The sequence below is a fragment of the Methyloceanibacter marginalis genome, from assembly GCF_001723295.1.
In the GTDB taxonomy this organism is placed as follows: domain Bacteria; phylum Pseudomonadota; class Alphaproteobacteria; order Rhizobiales; family Methyloligellaceae; genus Methyloceanibacter; species Methyloceanibacter marginalis.
On the sequence record NZ_LPWD01000084.1, the window covers coordinates 1 to 3,135 of the forward strand.

2 protein-coding genes and 2 pseudogenes are annotated in these 3,135 nt (G+C 67.5%); 2 read left to right on the forward strand and 2 right to left on the reverse strand.

Features of this window, described 5'->3' with window-relative positions:
* Together AUC71_RS19175 and ccoS are read left to right on the forward strand one after the other, a co-directional pair.
* Positions 1-243: pseudogene (locus AUC71_RS19175) on the forward strand (heavy metal translocating P-type ATPase); the annotation flags it as partial.
* Entirely contained in the window at positions 240-410 is a 171-nt protein-coding gene (ccoS, locus tag AUC71_RS03915; protein ID WP_425283350.1) for a cbb3-type cytochrome oxidase assembly protein CcoS, read from the forward strand. The pseudogene AUC71_RS19175 and the gene ccoS, both read left to right, overlap by 4 nt.
* Here ccoS and lon read toward each other — a convergent pair.
* Positions 407-2,870: pseudogene (gene lon / locus AUC71_RS03920) on the reverse strand (endopeptidase La). The gene ccoS and the pseudogene lon overlap by 4 nt on opposite strands.
* Positions 2,871-2,892: 22 nt before the next feature.
* Positions 2,893-3,135 (reverse strand): Hsp20/alpha crystallin family protein (locus AUC71_RS03925; protein WP_141701435.1); only part of this gene is annotated, 243 nt, incomplete at its 5' end.

Genomic DNA, 3,135 nt, shown 5'->3' on the forward strand with positions numbered 1-3,135 from the left:
GCCGCCGACTTCGTGTTCCAAGGCGCGAAGCTCGGTCCCGTGGCCGAGGCGATCGCCGTGGGCCGCCGGGCACACCGCATGGCCTTCCAGAATTTCGGCGTGGCCGCGGTCTACAACACGATCTGCGTACCGCTCGCCATGGCGGGATACGTGACGCCGCTGATCGCGGCCGTCGTCATGTCGAGCTCCTCGATCCTGGTGACCCTGAACGCCGCACGGCTCGCAGGAGGAGGGCGCAGATGACCGCGCTCGCCTGGCTGATCCCGGCGGCGCTGGTGCTGGGCGCGCTCGGTCTCGCGGCCTTCCTCTGGGCTCTGAGACGGGCCAGTTCGAGGATTTGGAAGGCGCGTCCTATCGCGCGCTGGAAGACGACCCGCCCGACGACGAGATCGGCCGCGACTAGCCGCTAGCTCGCGCGGCGCTCATCGTCGGGGAGGTCGGGGACCTCGGACTTGTCCGCCTGGCTCGCCGGCGCGAGCGCCGCGGCGATGGCGTCGTCCACCGTCGACATCCAGACGAACTGGACCTCGCCGCGCGCGGACTCCGGCACGTCCTCGTAGTCCTTCTTGTTGCGCTCCGGCAGCATCACCGTGGTGATGCCGGCACGCACCGCCGCCAGCACCTTGTTCTTCACCCCGCCGATGGGCAGCACGAGGCCGCGCAGCGAGATCTCGCCGGTCATGGCGACGTCGTTGCGCACGGTGCGCCCGGTCAAGAGCGAGGTGAGCGCGATGAACATGGCGACGCCCGCGGAGGGCCCGTCCTTGGGGATGGCGCCCGCCGGCACGTGCAGATGGATGTCGGACTTCTCGAACAGGCCGGGATCGATGCCGAGCATTTCGGCGCGCGCTTCACCAGGGACAACGCGGCTTGCGCGCTCTCCTTCATGACGTCGCCGAGCTGGCCGGTGAGGATCAGCTTGCCGTTCCCGGGCACCGGGCGCATTCGATGAATAGGATGTCGCCGCCGGTCGGCGTCCAGGCGAGACCCGTGGCCACGCCGGGCACAGAGGTGCGCATGGCGACTTCGTTCTCGAATTTCCGCGCGCCGAGAATGTCGTGGAGATCCTCCGGCGCGATGCGCATATGGGACGTGTCGCCCTCGGCGACGCGCATGGCGACGTGATGGAGGATCGCGCCGATCTCGCGCTCCAGATTGCGCACGCCCGCCTCGCGGGTGTAGCCGGTTATGATGGCGCGGATCGCGTCCTCGCTGATCTCCAGCTGTTCCGGGGTGAGGCCGGTATCTTCCAACTGGCGCTTGACCAAATAGCGCTTGGCGATCTCGACCTTCTCCTCCTCGGTGTACCCGGGGATCTCGATGACCTCCATGCGGTCGCGCAAGGGCCCCGGAATCTGGTCGAGCACGTTCGCGGTGCCGATGAACATCACCTTGGACAGGTCGAAGGGCACGCCGAGATAGTTGTCCCGGAAGGTCGAGTTCTGAGCCGGGTCGAGCACCTCCAGAAGTGCTGCCGAAGGGTCGCCATGGAAGCTGGCGGAGAGCTTGTCCATCTCGTCGAGCATGAACACAGGGTTCCGCGTGCCGGCCTTGCGCAGCGCCTGCACGATATTGCCCGGCAGCGCGCCGATATAGGTGCGCCGGTGCCCGCGGATCTCCGCTTCGTCATGGACGCCGCCCAGGCTGATGCGGCCGAACTCGCGGCCCATCGCGCGCGCGATCGACTGGCCGAGCGAGGTCTTGCCCACGCCGGGCGGGCCGACGAAGCACAGGATGGGGCTCTTGCCGTCCGGATTCAGCTTGCGGACCGCGAGATATTCGAGAATGCGCTGCTTCACCTTGGGCAGGCCGTAATGGTCCTCGTCCAGGATGCGCCGCGCCTCGGCGATATCGATGGTCTCCTCGGAGAGCTTCGACCACGGCAGCTCGATCAGCCAGTCGAGATAGGTGCGGATCATGCCGTGCTCGGCGGACGCCTCGGGCATGCGTTCGAGCCGCTTCAGCTCCTTCTTCGCCTGCGTCTCGGCCTCCTCGGGCATCTTCGCGTTGTCGACCGCCTCGCGCAGATCGGCGATCTCGGCCTGGCTGTCCTCGCCCTCGCCAAGCTCCTTTTGAATCTGGCGCAGCTGCTCGCGCAGGATGTGCTCGCGCTGGCGGCCGCTCAACGATTCCTGCGTCTGCTCGCCGATCTGCTTCGACAGGCGCAGCACCTCGATCTGCTGGGCGAGCTCGCGCAGCAGCTTGTCGATGCGCTGCGAGACGTCGAAGGTTTCGAGTAGGCTCTGCTTTTCGGGCGGGCTGATGTCGACGACATTGGCGATGAAATCGGCCAATTGCGACGGCGATTGCAGCTGCTCGATCGCGCCGGCGATCTCGTCCGGCACGCTGGGCAGCAAGGCGACCGCCTCGCGGGCCCGCTCGCGCAATTGATGCACGCGCGCGGCAAGCTCGGTGGAGTATGCCTCCGCCTCGCCGATCTCCTCGATGCGCGCGGCAAGGAACGGATAGCCGTCCAGGAACTCGAGCACCTTGAAGCGGCGCGTACCGCGGACCACGAGATGATGGCTGCCGTCCGGCGCCGTCACATAGCGCATGATCTCGGCGATGGTGCCGACGCGGTGGAGGTGATCGGGGCCGGGGGCGTCGGCGGAAGGGTTGCTCTGCAGGAGAACGCCGATGGGCTTCTCGCTCTGCGCCGCGGCCTGGGCGCCGGCGATGCTTTGCGGGCGGCCGACCATGAGCGGCGCCACGATGCCCGGAAAGAGCACGGCGTTGCGGGTGGGCAGCAGGATCAGTGCGCCCTCGGGCAGCTCCGGGTGTGACACGGACTCGCGCGCCGGCGCGGCACTCCGCGTCTCCGCGGCGGGAGCTGCCTGCTCGGTTTTCAGACTTTGTTCTCTGTCGTTCATGGTCTGGACTTCGGTCTTAAGGTTAGCCGGTCTTCGTAAAGGTCAAAATCAGGCAACCATTTTGCAGCTCGCGGGCGGCAAGCTGCAGCCGGTCGGACAACGCGATGCGGCGCTCGAAGCGGCCGTATGGAATCTCGAGCCGCACGATGTTGGCGCGGCGGCCGGCGCATGGCAGGGGCCTCATGCCGGTAATGATCAGGGTCGCGCCTTCGATCTCGGCGCGGACGGCGTCCGGCGCCACGCCGGGCAGCGCCGTGATGATGAC